16 protein-coding genes are annotated in these 22,655 nt (G+C 41.9%); 6 read left to right on the top strand and 10 right to left on the bottom strand.

What is annotated here, in order from left to right:
- Position 1: 1 nt before the first annotated feature.
- The 6 genes from atpH to J7I42_RS08540 form a co-directional block, all read right to left on the bottom strand.
- The gene (atpH, locus tag J7I42_RS08565) at positions 2-565 is read right to left on the bottom strand and encodes an ATP synthase F1 subunit delta (RefSeq protein ID WP_209138356.1); all 564 of its coding nucleotides are present in this window, start codon (positions 563-565) and stop codon (positions 2-4) included.
- A gap of 86 nt (positions 566-651) precedes the next feature.
- Complete coding sequence (gene atpF, locus J7I42_RS08560) at positions 652-1,146, bottom strand: F0F1 ATP synthase subunit B (protein ID WP_262898103.1); 495 nt, start codon at positions 1,144-1,146, stop codon at positions 652-654.
- 107 nt (positions 1,147-1,253) lie between these two features.
- Positions 1,254-1,493, bottom strand: coding sequence for an ATP synthase F0 subunit C (gene atpE / locus J7I42_RS08555; RefSeq protein ID WP_014223036.1), 240 nt, complete (start codon positions 1,491-1,493; stop codon positions 1,254-1,256).
- 34 nt (positions 1,494-1,527) lie between these two features.
- Positions 1,528-2,697 carry a F0F1 ATP synthase subunit A gene (atpB, locus tag J7I42_RS08550; RefSeq protein WP_209138354.1) on the bottom strand — a complete coding sequence of 390 codons (1,170 nt, stop codon included), beginning with the start codon at positions 2,695-2,697 and terminating at the stop codon, positions 1,528-1,530.
- 220 nt (positions 2,698-2,917) lie between these two features.
- The gene (locus J7I42_RS08545; protein ID WP_209138353.1) at positions 2,918-4,738 is read right to left on the bottom strand and encodes an ABC transporter ATP-binding protein; all 1,821 of its coding nucleotides are present in this window, start codon (positions 4,736-4,738) and stop codon (positions 2,918-2,920) included.
- Between the two features lie 95 nt (positions 4,739-4,833).
- Positions 4,834-6,951 carry a hypothetical protein gene (locus J7I42_RS08540; RefSeq protein ID WP_209138352.1) on the bottom strand — a complete coding sequence of 706 codons (2,118 nt, stop codon included), beginning with the start codon at positions 6,949-6,951 and terminating at the stop codon, positions 4,834-4,836.
- 470 nt (positions 6,952-7,421) lie between these two features.
- Here J7I42_RS08540 and J7I42_RS08535 point away from each other — a divergent pair, with 470 nt between their 5' ends.
- Positions 7,422-8,099 (top strand): response regulator, encoded by a 678-nt coding sequence (locus tag J7I42_RS08535; protein ID WP_136575902.1) that lies wholly within the window; start codon positions 7,422-7,424, stop codon positions 8,097-8,099.
- Positions 8,100-8,316: 217 nt separating this feature from the next.
- Positions 8,317-9,366 carry a sensor histidine kinase gene (locus J7I42_RS08530; protein ID WP_209138351.1) on the top strand — a complete coding sequence of 350 codons (1,050 nt, stop codon included), beginning with the start codon at positions 8,317-8,319 and terminating at the stop codon, positions 9,364-9,366.
- Positions 9,367-9,545: 179 nt separating this feature from the next.
- On the opposite strand, the gene J7I42_RS08525 is transcribed toward J7I42_RS08530, so the two are convergent.
- The gene (locus J7I42_RS08525; RefSeq protein ID WP_209138350.1) at positions 9,546-10,847 is read right to left on the bottom strand and encodes a DUF5690 family protein; all 1,302 of its coding nucleotides are present in this window, start codon (positions 10,845-10,847) and stop codon (positions 9,546-9,548) included.
- Positions 10,848-11,229: 382 nt separating this feature from the next.
- Between J7I42_RS08525 and J7I42_RS08520 the strand changes: the two genes are divergently transcribed.
- From J7I42_RS08520 to J7I42_RS08510, 3 genes are all read left to right on the top strand, one after another.
- A complete protein-coding gene (locus tag J7I42_RS08520) occupies positions 11,230-12,060 on the top strand; it encodes a UDP-2,3-diacylglucosamine diphosphatase (protein ID WP_209138349.1) in 831 nt (276 codons plus the stop codon).
- 27 nt (positions 12,061-12,087) lie between these two features.
- A complete protein-coding gene (locus tag J7I42_RS08515; protein WP_209138348.1) occupies positions 12,088-13,122 on the top strand; it encodes a glycosyltransferase family protein in 1,035 nt (344 codons plus the stop codon).
- 1,452 nt (positions 13,123-14,574) lie between these two features.
- Complete coding sequence (locus J7I42_RS08510; protein WP_209138347.1) at positions 14,575-15,741, top strand: hypothetical protein; 1,167 nt, start codon at positions 14,575-14,577, stop codon at positions 15,739-15,741.
- Positions 15,742-15,858: 117 nt separating this feature from the next.
- Here the strand turns inward: J7I42_RS08510 and J7I42_RS08505 are convergent, their stop codons facing one another.
- From J7I42_RS08505 to J7I42_RS08495, 3 genes are all read right to left on the bottom strand, one after another.
- The gene (locus tag J7I42_RS08505) at positions 15,859-17,205 is read right to left on the bottom strand and encodes a hypothetical protein (RefSeq protein WP_209138346.1); all 1,347 of its coding nucleotides are present in this window, start codon (positions 17,203-17,205) and stop codon (positions 15,859-15,861) included.
- A 75-nt stretch (positions 17,206-17,280) separates the two neighbouring features.
- Positions 17,281-20,088, bottom strand: a complete 2,808-nt coding sequence (locus J7I42_RS08500; protein ID WP_209138345.1) for a TonB-dependent receptor — start codon at positions 20,086-20,088, stop codon at positions 17,281-17,283.
- A gap of 239 nt (positions 20,089-20,327) precedes the next feature.
- Positions 20,328-21,656: a hypothetical protein gene (locus tag J7I42_RS08495; RefSeq protein ID WP_209138344.1), complete on the bottom strand. Its 1,329-nt coding sequence runs from the start codon at positions 21,654-21,656 to the stop codon at positions 20,328-20,330.
- 337 nt (positions 21,657-21,993) lie between these two features.
- Here J7I42_RS08495 and J7I42_RS08490 point away from each other — a divergent pair, with 337 nt between their 5' ends.
- Positions 21,994-22,623 carry a DUF47 domain-containing protein gene (locus tag J7I42_RS08490; RefSeq protein WP_014223020.1) on the top strand — a complete coding sequence of 210 codons (630 nt, stop codon included), beginning with the start codon at positions 21,994-21,996 and terminating at the stop codon, positions 22,621-22,623.
- The last annotated feature ends 32 nt before the right edge of the window (positions 22,624-22,655 follow it).

Below are 22,655 nucleotides of genomic sequence, written 5' to 3'. Positions count from 1 at the left end.
ACTATCTTATCTTATAAATAAAGTCATTATTCATGAATTGCGCTTTGATCTTGTTCAGATCGTACGCAACGCTGGCATCGATCAGCTGATCGCCAATTTCCAGCACAAAACCGCCGATGAGGTCTTCATTTACGGTAGCTTTCAGGTCAATGGTATCCATCTTCGTTTGCTTTTGCACCTGACTAATGATCTGTTTTTTCAATTCTTCGGTAACAGGAACAGCAGTAGTAAGCTTAACGGTATGAATGCCTTTCTGATGTTTATACTGTTCTATAAATGCCGAACTAATTTCCGGCAGGTATGCCTCACGGCCTTTGGTAATCATCAACAGGTTAAAGGCATCAGTAAGCTCACTTATTTTGCCTTTGGTCACCGCCAATACTATGGCCACTTTTTTATCGGCCTTTACAACCGGGCTCCGCATTAACGTTAAAAATTCATGACTTTCCTTGCAAAGCGCCTGCAAATACAGCATATCCTTATACACAGACTCCAGCTGGTTTCTTTCATTAGCCAGGTCAATCAGGCTTTTTGCGTAACGCGCTGCTAAACGAGGGTTTGGCATTTATTGAATTTGAAAATGTGAAAATTTGAAAATGTGCCAGTACGAATACAGTGATCCGTTAGCACAAGAGCTAATTAACAGTACAATTAATTAAGCTTCACTTCTTCAGCCAGTTGCTTAATGTACTTTTCCTGTGTTGATTTGTCGGTCAGTTCACGACGCAACACTTTCTCAGCCACTTCAATTACCAGTGTACCAACCTGGTTTTTTACATCGGTCAAAGCAGCCATTTTTTGCTGTTGGATGGCAGCACCCGCATCAGCGATGATCTTACTAGCTTCCGCTTTAGCCTGTTCTTTGGCTTCGTTAATGATACGGTCTTTTGTATCACGAGCCTCTTTCAGCAACTGAGCTCTTTCTTCACGGGCTTTGGCCAGCAGCGCTTCGTTCTCACTTTTCAACTGCGCCATTTCAGCTTTTACCCTTTCGGCAGTAGCCAATGAATCGGCAATACCGGTTTCACGCTCTTTCAGCGATTTCAAAATAGGCTTCCACGCAAATTTTTTCATTATGATCAACAAAATCAAAAACGCGACAAAGTTCCACGCTAATAAGCCTAAATGAGGGGTAAGTAATTCCATTGTAAATAAATATTAATAGTATTTTATGCTTTCCTTTTTTGAGAGAAAAATACTGCATTCGCCGCCCTTTGCATTGAATGCAGTACTGTTTTTACGTGAACCACCTACTAGCGGAATACAGCCAGCAGACCAGCAACAGCAGCCAGAAGGGCAACACCTTCTACGAGGGCCGCAGCCAGGATCATGGTAGCACGAATGTCGTTGGTTGCTTCTGGTTGACGAGCAATTGATTCAACGGCACCTTTACCGATTTGACCGATACCGATACCAGCACCAATCGCTGCAAGGCTAGCGCCAATTGCACCGTAACCGGGCTGAACTTCCAACAAAATAGTCATCAAATTCATGATACTTGTGTTTATAATTAAAAAAGCGTTTAGTTTAGATTACTACCGGATCAGCATGTCCGGGCACATCTTCATGATCATGTCCACCCTCAAAAGCCTGACCGATAAACACAGCTGCTAAGTTGGCGAAAATGTATGCCTGCAGAAACGCAACCAGGATCTCAATTACATAAATAAATACCGCCAGCAGAATGAAGAAAGGTGAAGTTCCCCATCCCAGTGCCGTATTCATGGCGCCAAAAATGAAGATCAAACAAATGAAGGCCAATATAATTACGTGACCAGAGATCATATTGGCAAAAAGACGAATGATGAGGGCGAAGGGCTTGGTGAAAATACCCAGAATTTCCACAGGGATCAGGATGGGTTTTACACCACCAGGAACCGGAGGATTAAAAATGTGCGCCCAGTAATGTTTATTGGTGCTGAACATAATAACCACGAAAGCAACGATACCCAACATGGCGGTAAAACCAATATTACCGGTTACGTTAGCCGATCCGGGGATCAAACCAATCAGGTTATTAATAAGTATAAAGAAGAAAACAGTCAGCAAAAATGGAGTATACTTTTCATAGCTATGGCCCAGATTGGCTTTAGCTACATCGTCTCTTACAAAGGTGATAATAGGCTCAATGGCATTTTGAAAACCTTTAGGTGCACTGGTTTGACCGATACCTTTCTTGTATTTCTTCGCAATGCTGTTCATCAACAATATCAGTAATATTACTGATATCAGCATTTGCGTAACGTTGCGGGTTAAAGAAAAATCATACACAGTAGCAGTGAGACTTGGTTTGCCCTCTGCATCCAATGCATAAATATTGTCGTTTTTGAACAGTGGTTTTCCCTGCTCATCTTTTTGTTCTTCTATCTCTTTGTGCTCTTTCAAATACTCTTCCGTGATCCACACATATCCATCATGGGCTTCAGCTCCATGGTGGAACTCAGAGGACATAAATGCAGAAAGTCCTTTTTCAGGTGAGTATAAAATAACCGGTAAAGAAAGAGATACCGGATGATTTCCAATAGTAACAAAATGAAACTCATGACCATCAGAAACGTGTTCGATTATGAGTTTGGCAGGATCTAACTTTTCTTCCTTGGCTCCCCCGCCGTCTTCGGCTTTTACTAATAAAGGAGCGATAACAATACTCAGGCTGAAAACCGCTACCAATAAGGATTTGACGCTTCTGACCAGCATACCTGTTTATAAATTTTGCGCAAAGATAAGTATGCAAAAGGCAAAAACGAACTCGTAATGAAAGTATTTATTACCAGTTGAGAGATGATTGAGGTAAAACACTTATCACGATCGTATTATGTATTTTATAATATATGGAAATCAGGATAAAATAATATATCCATTTAATTTTCCATCAGAAAATGTAATATTATAAAATTTCATAACTAATAATGGGTTATTAAGCCGGAATATGCTTGTCGAACTGCATTTGGTGAAGCTTGTAATAAAAACCCTGCTGCGCAATCAGTTGCTCATGGGTCCCCATTTCCTTTACTTCGCCTTTATCAAGCACAATGATCTTGCTGGCCTTGCGAATGGTCGATAACCGGTGCGCAATAACAATGGAAGTACGGCCCGCGATCAATTTATCGATCGCTTTTTGAATAAGTCGCTCACTTTCAGTATCTACTGAAGAAGTGGCTTCGTCTAAGATCAATATAGAAGGATTATACAGTAAAGCCCTGATAAATGACAATAACTGACGCTGTCCCAGCGACAGGCTGCCGCCTCTTTCCATTACATTATAATCATACCCACCAGGCAGTTGCATGATAAAATCATGCATATCAATCATTTTGGCGGCCGCAACCACCTGTTCTCTCGTAATGGCGGGATTACGCAAAGTAATGTTATCCAGTACTGAGCCCGAAAACAGGAAAACATCCTGCAAAACCACTCCAATTTGCCGGCGCAAGGCTTCCAGCTTGAAATCCTCAATTTTTACATCATCAATTTTAATAGCGCCTTGCTTTATATGGTATAACCTGTTCAACAGGCTGATGATAGAGGTTTTACCGCTTCCTGTATGCCCCACTATGGCTACGGTATCGCCGGGCTTTACTTCAAACGAAATATTTTTTAATACATACCGGTCATCGACATAAGCAAACGAAACATTTTCAAAAGCGATCTTGCCTTTTACCATGTCGGGCGCAAAGCTGCCTTCGGTAGTGATCACATCTTCATTATCCAATACTTTGAACACCCGCTCACTGGCCACCATCCCCATTTGTAATACATTGAACTTATCGGCAATTACCCGCAACGGGCGGAACAGCAAGTTCAGACACAGGAAAAATGAAAACATTTTCCCGATCAATAAACGACCGGCCACTTCATCTACTTTATAAATGCCCAGGGCATGGGTGGCTGCCCACCAAACCATCAAACCTGTACCCACCGCCAATACAATTTCTACTACCGGGAAAAAGACCGAATAGGCAAAAATGGCATTGATATTGGCATTGCGGTGTTCCTTATTAATTGTTTTAAACTTATTGAACTCTTTATCTTCTGCGGCAAACGCCTGTACAATGGCCATACCGGTAATATGCTCCTGTACAAAGGCATTGAGGTTAGCCACTGCGTTGCGCACCCTGATAAAGGATTTATTCACACTTTCCTTAAATAAATAAGTGGCAACCAGTAATATGGGGAATGAAGCTAAACTGATCAGGGTAAGACGCCAGTCAACCCAAAACATAAAGATCAATACAGCGATGATCGACAGCAAGTCGGCAATGATGGGAATTAGCCCATCTGAAAAAATATCGTTGATGGCCTCAATATCATTAATGGTACGGGTAGTTAGGGTACCAATGGGTGTGGTATCGAACTGGGAAAGGTTCAAACCCAGAATTTTGCGGTAAACATTTACCCGCAGGTCTTTTACTACGGTTTGTCCCAACCAGGCAGTTAAATAAGAAAAATAAAACCGGAAGGCTGTTTCCAGGATCAACAGGCCGATCTGTATGATGGTGATCCAGATGATCACTTGTTCCATGGATAGTTTTACCGCAGCATCGCCGGTAACACCCTTGTGAATGTAATCATTAATGGTGATCTGAATAAGCCAGGGACGTATAGGAGAAACAATGGCCAACAGAATAGCCATTATTACCGATAGAATAAATTTCCTTTTATAGGGCTTTGCATACTGAAATACCCGTTTCAGTAAACTTAAATCAAATATGATCTTCCCCTTGCTTTTTTCCGCCATAACGAGTTTGCAAAGATACGGCTTGCAGGTTTATGGTTTGTTGTTTGTGGTTTGAGGTTGTTCCTTTTAACACGCCGTTAATGCGGTTTGTTGCTTTATTCACCCATTGCTTTACGGTAAGCCTTTATAAAAATAGCGCCGAGGTTTTTATATGGAGGAATATAATCGTCGAACATTTCCTTGGCATCACCGGTATTGAATTTCTTTTTCAACTCACGCCACATACTTATCCAGTCAATATTCCGGCCCATCAAAAGCCGTTCGTTGATAGCCTGTAAAATTGGTTCATTCACCCTTTTGGTACCCACCTGTTTTGAAGAAACAATATGCGCATCCGGACAAGCCGTTAATACTTCATTCAGGTTATTATATCCGCCGCAGGAACCCAGCACCACAATACGGGCGCTTGCCGGTAGTTTTCCAAGGGTTGTTGACAGGTGATAACTGTGTCCGCGATGTATAACTACCGTTGGGGTTAAATCGCGCGTTTGCAGGTATTCGATCAGCTTATTCTGTGCCTTGTCATCTGGATCGTCTTCGCCGTACAATGGTTTGTTGGCAAATATCCATACAGGTTTGCCTTTTGTAGAAGTGATGGATGTCCACTCGGCCTTTCTTTCATCAACGCGCCAGCCCGGTTTTCCCCGGAACATATTCATAAAATTCTGGTAAGAGGTCTGGCCGTCTTTATCTTCATCGCCATAAAAGAACACTTGTTGAATTACCCGGCCGCTGTCGTCAGTGAGGGTGCTATAATCTTTACCATAAATGGAAGGAATACCTAATAGAGTGGAAAGATCCACTTTTTTAGTGGTATCTGCCGATTCAAACAAAATGCGAAGCAGGTTATAGATAACCATCCCTCTCTTATTATTCTCCTGCACATTTTTGGTATAGCTAACATTCACTTCATTTAATATAAATTCAGCCAACTCTTTATTCTTATCCATGATGCTGCTGTAGGAGTCGGCCACATCCACCGCATCTTCCAGGTCATTTACTTTACGGGGCTTTTCCAATCCTATTACAAATGCCTTCATCATGGTTTCGGCATTTTGTTTGTCCATTTTACTCAGAAAGTCGGTCAATTCATTATAACCGGCGGCCATTTTTATGAATTTCCTGAAAAAGTCGCCATGAACGCTCATGATCAGGCTGTCGGCTCTTGGTTTGGCCATGTGTTGCCAAATACGAGGATACACTCCCCGGGTATAACTGGAGGTATAAATTTCATCTTCACCCAACACAGCCAGGTAATACAATTCCTGTGCAGTTAACCCATCGAGCCGGCGAAAACGAACATTATCATTGGGATTGGTATGCAGCGCATTTATTTCCCGAATAAAATATTGATTCGCCTTCCGTTTCATCATTTCGGTTAAAGTCTGCAACTGGTTGGCGGTATCATTAGTAGGTGGTAAAGTCCGTTGGATATATTCAATTCTGGTTTTTACCAGTAGCCTGAAATACCCCAGATCGTTCTCCTTAACACTGTCAATGGCCTTCAGGCTAATGCTTCCACGCATCAGGTTATCCAGAAATGGAAAATACAACTGACCGCTTTTGCTGGTTGCAATTCGTGCAACCAATTGCACGGTTGAATCGCTGTGACGGCGGATGCGGTCGCCCAGGGAGTTATTGGCCTGGGCATAATCATATACTTTATTAATATCGGTATTCAACGCCACTTTTATTAAACTATCGGCAAAATAGGCGTTGGGATTTTTGGCCAGCTCGGGCATTATCTGGTCCGGATGCATGGTCAAATATTTCCGCATCAATACAAGGCGAGCGCCCGACATACCCGGATTATCTTCCGAATACTTGAGTGATTCAATCAGCATCTTATCCACGCCGTATTCATTACTTTCTATAACGGGGCCAAAACTTTTATGCTGCTTATCCAACTCCATACACTGGCTAAAGGCTTTAACAAGCGCCGGGGCCAGCGAGGCGGGGTAATCGCGCCGGTTGAGATTTGAAAAATAACTTTGTAACAGAAAATCGATACTGCGCAGGTATTTGGTTTTCCCATTGCCATTCAGGGTAGAGTCCAGTTCGATCTGGTTTTGCAGGTCATCAATTCCACGGATCAGCGCATCCATAATTTGCAGACTGACAGTAGTATCAGCAGCAATTTTGCCCTGGTTATTAAATTGAACGGCCTTTTTTTGTTGTTTATCAATATTGCCATGCCATATTTCACGCTCCATCGGCACCTTTATAGGATAGGAAGTTTGCGCAAGACTCGATTGCCAAATAAGTAAACAGATGGTAATAATTTGTATATGTATCCTCATATGCTGCACTTCTAATAGAGCAAAAATATGACCAAAGGGTTGTGTGGGGCAAATGCAGTCCCAATCAGCACCTCACCATATTAAAAAAAACAGTAAATCCGGGCGAAAGTTAGTAAAAAAGTCAAAAAGTCTTGTTTTGGGGAAATTGGCTACAAGCAGTGAATCGGTTACCACGGTATTGTTTTTGATGCAAAAGTGCATTTCTTAATTGTTAAGGAATTTTTATTACCTTATAATGAATGCATTATACTGGTATGTTGGGTCTCAGTCAGATTGCCTTGCCGCCTTTTTCTTTATCTTCACATATTAAGAAATTGTGAACTCAATATTATCATTTACAGGGTAGCCCCTTTTCAAGTAGGTTTGCCAAAATTTTACATTTAATGAATGCTAAAGGCAAGATCCTGATTGCAGACGACGAGCCTGATATAGTGGAAATTATCCGGTATAATCTTACAAAAGAGGGTTATGAGATAGTTACGGCTAATAATGGGGATGATGCCATTCAAAAAGCCAAGTTAAGCCAGCCCGACCTGATTATCCTGGATATTATGATGCCCCGCAAAAATGGGGTTGAAGTATGCGAAATTTTACGTGCCCAACCGGCATTTAAAGATACTGTTATCGTGTTCCTCACCGCCTTAAGCGATGAAAGTTCACACGTTAAAGGCCTGGAAACCGGTGCAGATGATTATATCAGCAAACCAGTTAGCCCAAAAATTCTCGTAAGTCGGATACACGCTATCTTTCGCCGCATCAATAAAGAACCGGAAGAAAAAGTGATCAAGATCGATAACCTCGAAATTGATCCGGTTAAATTTGAAGCCAAGGTCGACAGCAAAGCTGTGGTATTAGCGAAAAAGGAATTTGAACTGTTGTATCTGCTGGCATCAAAACCAGGCCGGGTATTTCTGCGCAACGAGATCCTGAATCAGATCTGGGGCAACGATGTGATCGTAGGCGACCGCACCATCGACGTCCATATTCGAAAAATTCGCCAAAAGCTCGGCATCGATTGTATTACTACAGTTAAAGGAGTGGGTTATAAGTTCACCATGTAAATGCTTGCCGCATAACGCAGAACACATAACGCCCATATCGGTGTTATTCATTCAGCATTAATAATTATCTTCGAAAAATTGCGAAACGCAGCCTGATTAAGCGTACCGCTAAATCAGCAGTCAGCGTTAAGTTTTTAGCCCGTTCGAATGCGAGCCCGACAGATTCATTCTGAACAGGCATCCATCCGGGCGGACATTCAGCGTTAAGCGTTAAAGTATGTCCTCAGCCAAAAATTTATCACCGCGGCAACTGGCCGCTTTTACAGCAGCAATATTAGCGTTCCCTATTGCCATTGGTATTCTATTACTCACCAGCAACTGGCAGATAGGGCTGGGCTCGCTTTTGGTGATCTTTGCAGGCGGCTACTGGCTCATCCTGGTCACTATGGAACGGTTTATATACCGTAAGATAAAACTCATTTACAAGCTTATTTACCAAACAAAGGCTACCAAGAAAGAAGAAATGTATTTCAAATACATTCTTCCCCAAAAAAGTATCGACGAAGTAAGGGCCGATGTGGAAGAATGGGGCGAACGCCGCAATCGTGAAATTGAGTTATTACGACAGAATGAAGCCTACCGAAAAGAGTTCCTTCAAAATCTTGCCCATGAATTTAAAACGCCCATCTTCGCCATTCAGGGGTATGTAGACACCCTGCTGGGCGGTGCCATGGAAGAAGAAGCCATTCGCAAAAGGTTCCTGGAGAATACCTCTAAAAATGTGGACCGCCTGGTAAACCTGATGAATGACCTGGATGAGATCTCAAAACTTGAACGGGGTGAACAGTTACTGGCAAAACAGAACTTCCCTATTCAGGACCTCATAAAAGAAATTTACGACTCCCTTTCTATAAAAACCCAGGCAAAGAATATTCGCACCATCATTAAAAAAGGTTGCGAAGCGCCTATCACTGTTTTTGCTGATAAAGAGAAAATAAAACAGGTGCTGATAAACCTGGTAGAAAATGCCACTAAATATGGCAAACATAATGGCAATATTGTAGCCAGTATTTATGATACCGACGACCAACACGTATTGATTGAAATAAGCGACGACGGTATTGGTATTGAAGAAGAACACCTCCCCCGCATATTTGAACGTTTTTACCGCACCGATACTGCCCGCAGCCGCGATAAAGGCGGTACAGGATTGGGCCTTGCCATTTGCAAACATATTATTGAAGCGCACGGCCAAAGCATTCACGTACGCAGTACACCCGATGTTGGAACTACCATTGGTTTTACTCTGGAATCTAAGAGAGATTAGCTGGTTAATGAGGCGTTGTCTTATGTAAGTGGCATATCGGCAAACGGCAAACAGGACTCGCGATTATTGAGATTAACTACCTTGCGCTGCCTACAATTCTCTGCCTTCTGCCTTCTGCCTTCTGCCTTCTGCCTTCCCTAACCTCTATCAACCATATCAACTTCCTCCTCGTCAACTGATCAACTGATCAACTGATCAGCCCCGTCAACTTTCAACCTGTATTTCTTATTAAAATAGATCAGCGAATATAAAGTGGTCAGTATACCGATTGCTGAAAAAATGACAACACTGGCAGGGTAAAACTGCGTCCAGGCAAGTTGTAGACCAGCCACTTCCTTTGCCAACATCACCAACATGCTGCCCAGATAACCCCAGGCATCTGCTATATAGATCAAAAACCCCACATTACCGGCTATTTTGAAAGTAGCGATCAATCGTTCAAAGTAAATACAGTTAAAAGGAATATAACCCATATATAATCCAAGGCCGGCCAGCTGCATCCATAAAGCCCCGGGCATAGCCCTCGTTAAAAACATAACTGATGAAACGCCCGCTATTAAAAAACCCGCTACTATCACCCAGTGAATTAAGCGAAAGGCCTGGATGTTTTTTCTAATAACAACCAACAAGCTCATTACCACCAGCACTACCACTGAGGTAATGGTTTCTGTGGTAGTAAAAATAGCCGGCTTTTGACCATACCCCAGCTCGTTCCACATATTGGCCATAAAATTGTCCCGTACATCACGCATAATACTCAAGAACAAATAAGTGATCACCACCACTACTATCCCACCCCCAAACTGCCGTAAAAAGTGATGACGGTCATCTTTGGTCATGGGTAACCGAATGCTTCTTTCTTTAATATCGGCCGCATCAGGCGCGGGCACCCGTTCTAACAAATACATGAATACTATAAGTGGCAGGGCAAACACCAGACCGGTGCCAAACCCCAGCCATTGTTCGCCAACCTGCCAGCTATCACGCAGCCAAATGGCCACCGACCGGCTAAAACCACCGGCAAATACAAAGCTCACGGCCATGGCTGCCCCTATAAAATCAGTCGCCCGCCGCCCTTCAGCATAGCTGAAAACAATTCCCCACATAAACCCAAGCATAAACCCATTGCCAAACAGGCATACCATTCCCCAGGGCGCTGGCACCAGCGCAAACAGCAACATACACAACCAGGCAATGCCAATAAGCAACGCACTGGTTTTCCAACGCCCCAGTCTTTTTAACTCTGAAATAAATTTTATCCCATAGAATTTACTGGCCATATATCCCAGCCCCTGGCTTATGATAAGCAGGGTTTGGTATTTTATTCCCCAAAACGACAATCCTTCAAAGGTGGCAACTGTAAAAGCTTTGCGGTAGGCAAAAATGCAGGCATAGGTCAAAAATGCAACAGCAGCAGTATAAAGAGCAACAATTATTGACTGGTTGGTAAAAGCTGGCTTTCCGGGTGTTTTTGTTGACAATCGATACAGTTTAGTCTTGATAAATGCTGTGTGATCACGATATCTTGTAAAATAATCAATTACGGGCAAAAGCAAACCAGTTGCGGGTTTGTGCAGGAATAAAAAAGGGCGAAACTTAAAAAAGCTCCGCCGGTCAACATTAAGAAACTGCTACGATTGTTATTTATGTATAACACACAGCAATAAAACGGACACTAAGGTACAGTCACCATATTACCATATTGTTTTTCCAGTGTAAACAAATGATTACGTTTACCCTCAACCGGACATCGGCCATACAAACGGTTGCGTAACAATTAGTTTACATATTCCTAACGACGGCTTAATAATGCTGTAACAATCAGGTCATATATATGAGGGAATTTTGATAAACCCAAACTCAATGGAAAAAAGAGCAGTAGATGTGGTAGTTATATCCGATGTACACCTTGGTACATATGGATGTCGTGCAAAGGAACTGGTTGCTTACCTTAAAAGTATCCTGCCTAATATTCTTATCCTTAACGGGGACATTATTGACGGATGGCAATTCACCAAACGCTATTTCCCCGCATCCCACATGGCAGTTATAAAAGAGGTGTTGAACCTGATCACGAAAGGAACACGGGTTTTTTATATTACCGGAAATCATGACGAATTACTTCGCCGGTACGCTGATTTTCAGCTCAGTCATTTTACGTTGACCGATAAGCTGGTACTGGAGATTGATAATAAAATGACCTGGATCTTCCATGGTGATGTGTTTGACAATACCACCAGGGGCGGCGCCAAAATATTGGCAAAATTGGGCAGCAGCGGTTATGGCGCACTGATCCTGTTTAACCGGGTAGTAAATTTTGTGATGAAAGCATTTGGGCGGGAAAAGGTATCCATTTCAAAAAATGTTATGGCCAGCGTGAATAAAATGGCCAAGATCGATGCCTTTGAACAAATTGCCGCCGAGCTGGCCATTGAAAAGAAATACGAATATGTGATCTGTGGCCATATTCACCAGCCTCAAAAAAGGGTGATCGAAACCGAAAAAGGCAAAGTCACTTACCTGAACTCGGGCGACTGGGTGGAACATTTAACCGCCCTCGAATACCGGCAAAACGAGTGGACCATTTTTGAATACAACGAAAAAGATTTTCCCCAAACTGCTATTGATATACCAGCTAAAGTAAATGTGTTAACTGATGAGATCAGTTTCTACATAAACTCATTGGCTATTTAAGTTCCGACAGGAGGAATAAACAACATTATGAAGATATTTTACGCAATACAGGCTACCGGTAATGGACATATAAGTCGTGCCATGGAGCTGTTGCCCTATTTACAGAAATTTGGTACTGTCGATATTTTTTTAAGCGGCGCCAATAGTACCCTGTCCTTAAACGCGCCCATCAAATACCGCAGCAAGGGGCTGAGCCTGTTTTATACCTGCGATGGCAGTCTCGATTACTGGAAGATCGTTAAGAACATTTCGCCTTACCGGATTATGAAAGAAGTGCGCGACCTGCCTGTTGAAAAATATGACCTGGTAATAAACGATTTTGAATGTATTACTTCACTGGCCTGTGCCCGCAAAAAAGTACCTTCTGTAAACTTCGGCCATCAGGCCAGCTTTGTTTCTGACAAAACTCCCCGGCCCGACAAACCCAGTAAAGCTGGTGAATGGATCTTGCAGAATTACGCCAGGGCCACCAATTATATTGGCCTGCATTTCGAAAGCTATGACGACTTTATTTTTTCGCCTGTCATCAAAGAAGAGATCTTACAGGCTGAAGCCACCAATAAAGGTCATATCACTGTATACCTTCCTTCCTATTGCGACAAACAGTTAATAGAATTGTTGAAGCCATTTAAAGACCACCGGTTTGAGGTGTTCTCCCGCCAGGCAGTAAAACCCTATACGGTCGATCATATGAATTTCCGCCCGGTTGATTCAAAAGACTTCAACCGCAGCCTCATCAGCTGTCATGGTATCGTATGCGGAGCAGGTTTTGAAACACCCGCCGAAGCATTATACCTGAAGAAAAAAATGATCGCCATTCCTATCAAGGGTCAATACGAACAACAATGCAATGCCGCTGCACTAAAGAAAATTGGCATTACAACGCTCGATAAGATCGATGATGATTTTACTGATACATTCAATAACTGGGTGAACGATCCGAAAACCCCCAGTGTTCAATACCGGTATTCAACCGAAGCCATCATCAATATACTCATGTATCGCTGTACCGAGCTTAAATCGCGGCTCGATATTCCATATCCGGAACTTATTTTCAACTAATACAACTTCGTTCTTCCGCTTTGGCAGGTGCCATGGTCTTTTATAGGCGTGGCACCTCTTGTTTTACAGCATCACCCGCTGTCAAAGGCGGCGCCGGGGAATTATGGCCTTTATCAACTCAATCAACCCGGTCTGGATATAACTTGCATTTTTCCTTAAACAACCTCTCATCCTAGAGTCATCTTAGGGTCATCCCTGGGGTTTTAAGCCTAAGATAACCCTAAGAATAACCAAAGAAGCCCCTAAGAAGACCGAAGGATGCATGCTTCATCTACGGTTCATTCAGGCCGCAATGCTCAATAAATTGACTTTTGAATACTTGAGGGTGTATGTAATTGCACAGCCGTAACGAAATGATACCGGAATTGTACCGGGATGGTAGTCCAATGGCCCGCATATTGTCTGAGTGTGCTCTAGAGGTCCTCTGGAGATGCTCTAAATATATTCTGGGACCTTAGTTCTATGACCACTTCCTGACCACTCTTGGACAATTTCCTGACCACTATCAGACCACTCCCAGGCAATCCCACTACCCCTGTCTCGCCTGGGATGGCTATATACGTGAAGAATAAATCCTGAAGTTTTACAAATAAGCTATAAAATAAAAAAGCCGTCACGATAGAAATCGAACGGCGTCAGTCACATGAGAGAAAATAAACTCTCACTTTATAGAGAATTTTAGTAGTATAATTTGTTGTTTTTACCGCTTATGAGGGTAAATCGCGGGGATAAGATGGTTAAAGATACCGCCAGAAAGCTAGAAATTTATAATTATTTATAGAATTTTACTTTTTTCTTACAATTTTCGAATTACCACCCACCAGTATTTAAATTTATCTAGTAAAGAAGCCATTTCATTTGCAAACTTCTATTCTACATTATACTAACGGTTGTTCTTCACATAAAAGCCGTCCCGATTAATCGGGACGGGTAGTCTTACTAACAGCATCTGTTAAATGACAAGAACGGTATTGAAAAATGGAATCGTTGCAAGGTAGCCTCCCACTATTAGCACGCTGTTACAGCAGTGTTACTAAATGATGAAACGGCAGACGGCAAACGGCAGACGGTCTCGGCTCAGCCGAGAGCAAACGGCAGACGGCAGACGGCACGGCAATCGGTAATCGGCAATTTTGGCCTTCCGCCAGCTGGCCGCCGCCCAATCCTACTTCCTTCGGTCGCCGAAGCCCTGGCGTAGGTGACCTACTTCCTACTTCACGCCCGGCGAATCCTTGGCGAAGGAGGGCCCACTACCTAAACGAATCCCCAGGGAATATTCCCCCATCCCGCCTTCCAAAAACAAGCTATTCCCGCTTAATAATAAGAAATGCGCCCCCGCGTAAGGCTTTAACCGTAAAGACCGTAATAATTAATATTACCTTATTGTTAATTTTCGTATATTAATGGTAGAAATCAGCAGTGAGAAAGTGTGTCACCATATTATTTCTTTTCGTGTCCTTTTCCATCCGACCAATTGCCTCCGCGGCCAATATCATTCAATTTGATTTTTGCGGCGAGCAGATCACCTTTGATTTCGACAGATCTATTGTTCCCAATAACCCCGTTCTATCAGATGAAACGGCTATTACCACCTTTTACCAAAGTCTCAACCCTTCCAATTATGATGCCGTTGTAAAGGCCCTGCTTTCCTATAAAGACAAGTTCAAACCAGATGACTGGCTGTATTATCAGCTGATCAGGAAAGCGGCCCAACAAATAAGCCCTAAATCTGACGATTACCACCGGTATACCTTATACAAATGGTATCTCCTGAACAGATCAGGTTATGATGCCAGGCTGGCCATTTCAGGCGATTACATCCTGTTTTATATTCACTGTGAAGAGAACATTTACAATATACCTTACCGGATGGTAGATGGGAAACAATATGTTTGTTTGAATTACCACGATTACGGCAACCATATCGACTTCCAAAAGAACGTATTCACGTTAATTGATATGCCATTTCCCGGAGCTGACGGCAATTTCTCCTATAAGATCACGCATTTACCCGAGTTTAATACAGGAGATTATAAAGTAAAAGACCTGTCATTTAATTATAATGAAAACGAGTATCATTTTAAAGTAAAGCTGAATAATCAAATACAATCGCTTTTTGTCAACTACCCGGTAGTGGACTATGCCCTGTATCTTAATATTCCGCTAAGCCATGAAACCTATTCTTCTCTGATACCCCTGCTGAAAAAAAGCGTAAAAAGAATGAGTGTAAAAAATGGGGTTGATTACCTGATGCGGTTTACCCGGTATGCATTTTTGTTTGAACCGGATACGGAGGTTTTTGGCAGTGAAAAACGGCTCTCGCCCGAACAAACCCTTTTATATGATCAGAGTGACTGTGAGGACAGGGTGGCATTGTTCTACTGTCTTGTAAAGGAGATCTATAATCTGCCAATGATCGTATTAACATATCCCAAGCATGTTACCATAGCTGTGCAGTTTAATAAGACGTACGGCAAACCTATTGTATACAATGGCAACAAATATTCCATTTGCGAACCTTCGCCCCAAAAAGAAGACCTGATGGTAGGGCAACTGCTTCCCGAATTAAAGAAAGCACCTTATGAGGTAGCTTATGTTTATACACCACAAAAAAAGTAAGTATACTTCATTTTATAAATAACAAAGCCGTCTAAGGACGGCGTTGTAGTTACTTAAAAAAGAAACTGCCCCCGACGAATCGGGGGCAGTTTTCAGATCTATCTAGTATGATCAAATTTACTTGTTCCAAACTGCCCAACCGGCAGTCCAGTCATTAGTACCATCAAAGGCGCCAATGTAAGATACTTTTTCAAAAGAGCTCAATTCAGTTAAATCGAATTTAGCAGCAGTTGTTAAAGCAGGAGAACCAGCTTGAGGTTTTAAATTAGGAGCAGCGTTATTAAACGGATCAGTCAGTTTAATGGTAGCTGCATCGGTAAATACTTTGCTAAGATTGGTAGTAGTAGTGATATTAGCAACAGTTGCTGAGTCGATAGTCGATACAACTTCTGAGCTAACAAGGAAAGGACTGGTAACAGAATGCAGGAAACTGTTATAGAATTTTGAAACGCCTGATTTGTAGAAGGCTCCAGTCTCAGCGATTTCAAGTACTAAACCAGCTTTTTGGCCGCCCATTACGATAGAGTTGGCAAGGATAAATTTGCAACCTCTTCTCCAACGCATTCCATAACCATAATCAACACTTGTACCAGCTGCGTTATTAGGACCAATAGCAGTGAAATTTGACAGTACAGGTGATGTGATAGGAGTAGTAGCGTATGAAATTTTACCATTTGTATTATCTACCTCAAAGTTATTAGAGAGGTCGCCGCCAGTTTTAGTATCAGTAAATCCAGGATTTTTGATAGAAACTGCGAACTGAATTTTTCCATGGTATCCGTCGTCCAAATCAAAATCATCATCAGCGCAATTGTAAGCGATCAGGTGTTTGGGATTTACAGATCCGCCGAAGAATTCGAAGGCATCATCCAAACCACGAACAACTTCTACATAGTCGATAGTTGTTCCTGAACCTACAGCATACAGAGATAAGCCGTTTACTTCATCGCCGGGGTTAACCGCTTTACCAGCATATTCAATACGAACATATTTTAATACGCCTGAATTATCATCTTCTTTAGTACCACCAAAATTCTGATAAGCCTGATCTACGCCACCTTCCAGTATTTTGTGGTTACCGTTGCCAGAAGACTCGCCTACCAGAACAAGACCACCAAAGTCACCAGATTTGGGAGTAGCCTCTCCAGAAGTAAATACGATGGGACTTTGGGCAGTGCCCTCGGCCATAATTTTTGAACCTTTGTAAATTACCAGTACACCTGCAGAGTCATTGTTAGAAATGATCTTAGTTCCTGCATCGATGGTTAAAGTAGCATTATTGGCAACATATACATACCCACGCAAACGATACACTTTATCTTTTGTCCAGTGTTGGTCGGTAGTAATTACACCTCTGATATCAGCACCACTAGTAGGGGCGGGATCATTTGAGTCATCATCCTTGTGACAGGCAGAAGCCAGCACAACGAGACCCAACAAGAGAATTGATGATAGTTTTTTCATATTACTATTTTAATTTGCGTTCACGAAAGTATCCTTGCCTTGTTACGGAATAGTTACTCAGAAATTACCAAATTGTTATTTACCGAAGTTGTACCGGATGGCCAATGTTGCAGTAGAACCAAGCCTGGCGGTGTTTATAATTTTATCCTCACTTGCTTTATAAGCAGTTTGTGTAGTATTAGCATCGTACTTATAATACCAGCTGTATTTCTGAGCCAGGATATCACTAATAGTGAGCTTAAGCTCCAGCTTGTTGCCTACCAATTTTTTGCCCAGCTGAAAATCAATTACATCACGGGGCCTTTCGTATATGCTCAACTCACCGTCTGCGCCTCTGAAGCGTAAACGAGATCCAATGCGGTTATACAACAGGTTCACTGAAAAATCATCAGCTGGAGAGGTATACAATAACCCACCATTGATCAGGTAAGGCGACTGTCCCTGTAAAGGAGTATTGTAACTAACTCCATCAAACTTCACTTTCCCTTTCATTATAGCAGCATTGGTGTAAAAAGTGATCTGCTCAAACAATTTGCTGCCAATAAAATCAAGTTTCTTTCTGAGCTCCACTTCAGCACCGTATACAGTAGCATTTGATGCATTTCTGTAGGTAAATACATCATTTCCCTGGTTGATCTGCTCAATAGGCTTATCGAAATATTTATAAAATACACTGGCCGAAATAATCTCACCAGCTCCGGGGAACCACTCATATCTCAGGTCGCCATTGGTATTTTTACATCTTTCCAATTTATCGTAACCAGTTACGCTGATATAATTATCGTAATCAAAAACACTATAAGAAGCCAGTTCTCTGAATTCGGGACGGTTTACCGATTGAAAACCGGCCGCCCTTAAATTGCTTTTGTTGTTCAATGAGTAAGTGAATATAAAAGAAGGCAACACATCAGTATTGTCGTATACCATGGTCTTTTTATTTCTGGCCGACAGTTCCTGACGGTATTTTTCCACTCTGGCGCCCCACGTCAATTTGAGATTATCAGAGAACTTGTTGTCCAACATTACATAACCAGCGTTGAGCAAAGCGTTACCGGTATAGTCAGTTGAGTTAGTAGCAATGCTGGCAACTGTGAGTTTGTAGGTATCAATATTTTCGGGAGTGAAAACGGTGTTATAACTGGTTGACTTTACTTCATTGATCGTAGCACCGCTTTGGTTGTTATATTGATCAACCAGCATTGAAGCATATCCCACAGCATCTACCTTCACGGTACGGTCTCTGTAATAATTCATGGTACCGAATTTCAACTTTTGTGTTTGACCCAGCCATTGAAATTGTTTGGTAGCGTTGGCAGAGGCACCATAAATAAATTCTGCCAACCATGAATAAACGCGGCCTGCATTTCTGATTTCAGGTGAATTCTCGTTATTCAGCTTCAGGAAATATTTCGAAAGATCAGTCTGGTCTGTACGGAAAGTAAGCACACGTTGATCAGGCTGATCTTTATAGGTATATGCAAAGGAACCGTTCCAGTCAAAAGTCCAGCTATTACCGATCCTGTGCAAACCCTCAGCAACCGAATTGATCAAACCGGCTGCAGACGCCTCGCTATTTGAACTCTTCAATAAAAACGGGCTTCCATTTTCAAGATTATTACCATCTCTTATGCCAATTGTTTTTACAAAACTGTTGTTGAACAGGTTCTTCAGCGAAATTTTACTTTTCCCGTATGAATACGTTACATTCAATAAGGCCCCTAAATTATTTTTTTCGTCGTATCCGTTTGTATTGTAGCCATATCTTAGAAGTCTGGAAATATCATAATCCTCTCTTGTTCTTTCCGAAACGGCCCGGCTATTACTGTAACCTATTGAATAGATATAACCTAATTTATTACCCGATTTCAATACAGCAGTATTACCACCGGTATAAGTTGCACTTATACCAGGCAGGCTTTTACTAGCTGACTCAAACCCATATGTATTAGGGAATAACTTTGTTGTGCCCATTTTGAATTCTTCAGACTTATGGGTAAAGTCGTACTTGTTTCTTGCATAAGGACCAGGTAAATGTCTTGAATCATCGAAAAAGCCCAATGCATCATACTTTCCGTTGGGGTATCCTTTATAAAATTCTTTACCAGTGGTCAAAGAATTTGCTGAAATGTTAACAGACAACTCACTTAATTTATGCGAAGGATAGTCTTTAGTGATCACTTTCACCGCACCACCAGAAAAATCACCAGGCAGATCAGGTGTAGCTGATTTATATATTACCAGGTTATCAACTACTGAAGAAGGGATGATGTCAAAAGAGAAGGCTTTTTTATCCGCTTCAGTACTGGGCAGGATCGAGTTATTGAGCATTGATACATTATAGCGCTCATTTAATCCGCGAATAATTACAAACTTGTTATCCTGAACTGAGGCGCCGCTTACGCGCTTTAATACTTCACCGGTATTTCTATCAGGTGATTTCTTAATCACTTCAGCTGAGATCCCATCAGAGATGGAAGAGCTGTTCTTTTGGGTGAGGTATAAAGAAGAAAGATTCTCTTTACGGATGCTGGCTTTTACTTCAACACCTGTTAATTGTTTTCCTTTTCTTTCCAATGATACACTTACAGTGGCATCTAACCCTGTTACTTCAATATCACTTACTTCTTTATCACCGTACCCTACACTACTAATAATAAGTGTGTATTTCTTATTCTTTTGAACCGTTACAAAGAAACGGCCTTCCACATCGGTATAAATACCTTTCTTGTTATCACCAGCCAAAACAACGGATGCTCCTACTAATGGAGTACCATTTTCGGCATCAACTACTTTACCTGAAATTTTACCGGTTGGTGTAGTTTGGGCAAAAGATGCCAGCGTTACAACCAGGGCTAACAGGGTATAGAAGAACTTTTTGCTCACGAAAAACAGTTTTATTTGCGGCAAAAGTATCTGTAGGCTGTTATCGCTATGTTACCCGTATGTTAAGGAATTATTAACTGACCCGATCAAGCCCTTCTTAAAGGGCCTTATGTTAACGGAAGGCTATGCGAACGTTACGCCAGCATTACCGTAATATTAAATCGCTCAATAAAAGCAGCAATTAAGAAAACTGGCACAGTTATGATGGCAAAAATTGTAATTGACTGGTTTTACGAATGTTAAAACCGGAATTGGAGTCTTGTAGTAAACACATTATCCTTTATATCGCCCGTATAACCGGTTAAAGAAGTACTTTCATTTTTTACAAAGTCGTACCACAACATCAGGCGCACATTTTCATTAATGGAATAATTATACCCTACACTTACCGTGGTATATTTAATATTGGTGGCATTGATATTATTCCCGCCCTGGCCAATCTCCTGCCCTTTTACTTCTGTATTGGGATCATACCAATCGAATTTAACCCCCAACTGATGCTGGTTGTTTACAATGTTTTGTAACAGGTAAGCAAAGGCGCCATCAAATTTGCGCACATAATAAGGTTCCAGTAATAAGGTCGGTGGGGTTTCGGTAGTACTGGCTGATGCGGTTTGTGTACCCCGCCAGTATTCAAGCCTGAGTTCTGTAGCGCCATATGGATGCTTCCATTTTAACTGCATATCGGCTCCATAATATTTCCGGGGTGCTTTGCGGCCGAAATTGCCATCGACAGAATCTACCACAAACTCTTTTTTTCCTGCTACGTCTTTATTTATTTCGTAGGTGTACTTGGTATTCTGGAACAGACCGCCATTAAAATAGGAAAGACCACCTGATATAAATAACGCCTTCGAAAGCGGATATGGTTTCCACGATGCGCGGGCGATAAAGTCTTTAAAGGAATCATATTCCTGGGTAGCGTTCAATCCCTGGCCGTTAAAAAAGCCCGCATCCAATTTTAAATAATGCAACGGGTGGTCAGGGCGGCGGGGTTCAAATGAAACCATGGCACCCAGGTCACGTTCCACCTTCATTAAGGTTTGCGACATGCGTCCCCGCTCCAGCGATTCCCGGTCGGCAGAACCCAGGTTCACTTCATATCCAAATGGCCGGGCAAACATACCAGTGGTCAATTGAAACACCTGCCATTTATTTTCAAAGATGCGACCCCAAAAATCCCGGATGAAAACCCCACGCTCGGAGCCATCGAACTGGAAAACAAAATACAGCGACACCTGGTCCTCTTTATTCATGTGGGCATAATCGAACCGGAGCCGGCCGCGCCGGATCGTGAACCTGCTACTCGAATTGGGGGCAAAATCGCCCCCACTAAAGCTATGGGTCCCTTTTTGTTGTGCTACCTGGAACTGGGGTTGAATATAGCCGGTAATATATACGTGATCGAATTTTTTATACAACTGCAAAATACCTTTACCCAGGCTGGTGGTGGTATCGATCATATCGGTCAAAAATTGGGCGTGCAGCGTGTGAGTTACGGGTAAAAGAAACAGAATAACAATCAATTTGCGGTAAAAAGTAGTTACCGGTAAATATACTGGGCCCATTAAGCAGTTTTTTGCGGGCCCAATATTAAGTAATTATTACCTCAATATTATCAATGATTTAAGCCGTTCAAATTGTATTCCTGATCAGGGCTGGAATAATATTTTATTAAGAATTTGAGGGTTAAACAGGGGAATGCGCTCTTAATTGGTTATCAGCCAATGAATAAGGTTATTTTTATTAATTGCAAATCAATATGTTAAACAAGCAATTATAGTAACTACGACTAATATTATCTTTGTGTTAAGTAATTATTACCGAGGCACCCTTTTTTTTATCCTATTGTATTAGTTCTATTTTTGCGACAAATTTTAAGGAAAAATGGGCTTAAACTCAATAATGAAGATTTTCATGCCGAAGGATAGGATATTCTATTCCTTGTTTGAACAGGTTGCCCACACTGTGGCTAAAATGGGTAAAGTAATGAAAGAGGTTGTTACTGAACCTGACTTTGATAAAAGGGCAGCCTTGATTTCCCAGATCGAAGACCTGGAGCATGTAAATGACGATTACACCCATAAGATCTTTACTGAGCTCGGCAGAAACTTTATTACCCCCTTTGACCGGGAAGACATTCACTATTTGGCCAGCGCGTTGGACGATATTGCCGACTATATTTTCGCTTCAGCCAAAAAAATCAACTTTTATAAAGTAAATCCCAACGATCAGGGCATTCAAAAAATGGCCGATCTTATTGACCAGGGATGCGAGCAAATAAAAAATGCCGTACTGCAATTGCGCGATATGCGTGATATGCGCCAGATAACTGATGCCCTGGTTAAAGTAAACAGCATTGAAAATCAGGCCGACGATATTTTCGATTTGAGCATCGACCGGTTGTTCGAAACAGAACCCGATGCCAAAGAGGTGATCAAAAAGCGGGAAATTTACCAGGTTATGGAAATTGTAACCGATAAATGTGAAGATGCCGGTAACGTTATTGAATCTATCATTATTAAATACGCATAACAGACAGGCCCTGTTTTTTACCTAATCGTTGC

It is taken from the genome of Niastella soli (assembly GCF_017742245.1).
Classification (GTDB): domain Bacteria; phylum Bacteroidota; class Bacteroidia; order Chitinophagales; family Chitinophagaceae; genus Niastella; species Niastella soli.
This window is presented reverse-complemented; position numbering and strand designations above follow the sequence as displayed.

Bases quoted from the DNA above. Each gene is read 5' to 3' on its own strand.
- atpH (WP_209138356.1), bottom strand. From the start codon at position 565: ATGCCAAACCCTCGTTTAGCAGCGCGTTACGCAAAAAGCCTGATTGAC.
- atpF (WP_262898103.1), bottom strand. From the start codon at position 1,146: ATGGAATTACTTACCCCTCATTTAGGCTTATTAGCGTGGAACTTTGTC.
- atpE (WP_014223036.1), bottom strand. From the start codon at position 1,493: ATGAATTTGATGACTATTTTGTTGGAAGTTCAGCCCGGTTACGGTGCA.
- atpB (WP_209138354.1), bottom strand. From the start codon at position 2,697: ATGCTGGTCAGAAGCGTCAAATCCTTATTGGTAGCGGTTTTCAGCCTG.
- J7I42_RS08545 (WP_209138353.1), bottom strand. From the start codon at position 4,738: ATGGCGGAAAAAAGCAAGGGGAAGATCATATTTGATTTAAGTTTACTG.
- J7I42_RS08540 (WP_209138352.1), bottom strand. From the start codon at position 6,951: ATGGAGCGTGAAATATGGCATGGCAATATTGATAAACAACAAAAAAAG.
- J7I42_RS08535 (WP_136575902.1), top strand. From the start codon at position 7,422: ATGAATGCTAAAGGCAAGATCCTGATTGCAGACGACGAGCCTGATATA.
- J7I42_RS08530 (WP_209138351.1), top strand. From the start codon at position 8,317: ATGTCCTCAGCCAAAAATTTATCACCGCGGCAACTGGCCGCTTTTACA.
- J7I42_RS08520 (WP_209138349.1), top strand. From the start codon at position 11,230: ATGGAAAAAAGAGCAGTAGATGTGGTAGTTATATCCGATGTACACCTT.
- J7I42_RS08515 (WP_209138348.1), top strand. From the start codon at position 12,088: ATGAAGATATTTTACGCAATACAGGCTACCGGTAATGGACATATAAGT.
- J7I42_RS08505 (WP_209138346.1), bottom strand. From the start codon at position 17,205: ATGAAAAAACTATCATCAATTCTCTTGTTGGGTCTCGTTGTGCTGGCT.
- J7I42_RS08495 (WP_209138344.1), bottom strand. From the start codon at position 21,656: ATGGGCCCAGTATATTTACCGGTAACTACTTTTTACCGCAAATTGATT.
- J7I42_RS08490 (WP_014223020.1), top strand. From the start codon at position 21,994: ATGAAGATTTTCATGCCGAAGGATAGGATATTCTATTCCTTGTTTGAA.